1 protein-coding gene and 1 pseudogene are annotated in these 1,143 nt (G+C 51.9%); both read right to left on the reverse strand.

The window, feature by feature from the left end:
- Positions 1-372 (reverse strand): annotated as a pseudogene (locus AC2JC8_RS02225) (amidophosphoribosyltransferase); the annotation flags it as partial.
- A gap of 6 nt (positions 373-378) precedes the next feature.
- Positions 379-1,143, reverse strand: a 765-nt coding sequence (locus AC2JC8_RS02230; RefSeq protein WP_484594128.1) for an AIR synthase-related protein, incomplete at its 5' end; no start/stop codon positions are given.

The following is a 1,143-nucleotide window of genomic DNA, read 5'->3' on the forward strand; positions in this document are numbered from 1 at the left end:
TGTGTTAACCAAATTTCCATTATGAGCTAACGCAAATGGGCCGAGCCGGGTCATAAAAACCAATGGCTGAGCATTACAAACCTTGGAACTACCGGTGGTGGAATATCGGGTATGGCCCACCGCCCGATCACCGGGCATTAGCTCCAACACATTTTGATCAAACACTTGGCTAACCAAGCCCATATCTTTATGGAGCCGCACCTTATCGCCATCAAAAACTGCTATTCCAGCTGATTCCTGGCCGCGATGCTGCAAGGCATAAAGGCCGAAATAACAAAGGCTTGCCACCTGTTCCCCAGGCGCCAATACGGCGAACACACCGCAGGCTTCCTCCATCCGATCTGGTCTCACGGTCAAGGGAGCGATCTTCATGGATGCTTAACCAGTGTGCCCGAGCAAGTGGCTTGCTAAGCGTCGCGGTATTGCTTCCTGATAAGCCTTCTCTAAACATTTTAAATCCAACGAAAACACTTCCTCACCTGCTAATTGCAGCTGTAGCTGCTCTTTTGCATGCACATAACCCAACGGCTGTTGGGGAAAACCACGTGCCTGGCAGAGGGCAGCAAATGCCTCCAGTTCAGGAGCTGGAACCGTTACAAGCACCCGAGCACCACCTTCAGCAAATAGCAACCTTTGCAATGGCAGTTCAGTGCTAGAAATTTCTAGTTGCGCTCCACATCCAGCTGCTAAGGCCATCTCCGCTACGGCAACCAACAAACCACCATCAGAAAGATCGTGGGCGGCACTAACTAAACCAGCTGCAATTGCAGCTTGCAGCAACTCTTGTAATTGCATTTCCATGCTTAAATCTGGCCGCGGCGGCCTACCGGTGCATAAACCATGCACAACCTGGAGATAACTGCTGCCGCCTAAGCCAATGCGATCGTCGCTGGCAGCTGTATCAAGGGGCATCCCAAGTAAAACCAACTGATCACCAAGGGCAGCAGTAGATGGTTTCTGCCAAGCCAAACCCACCAAACGATCCAGACGCTTCACTAACCCCACCATTCCAACCACCGGAGTGGGTTGAATTGGCTGTACGGAGCCATCGGCTAGACGGCTGTCGTTGTAGAGCGATACGTTGCCGCCTGTTACCGGGGTATCAAGGATTCGACAGGCTTCCGCAATACCTCTACAAGCCAT

Source organism: Synechococcus sp., from assembly GCF_982614295.1.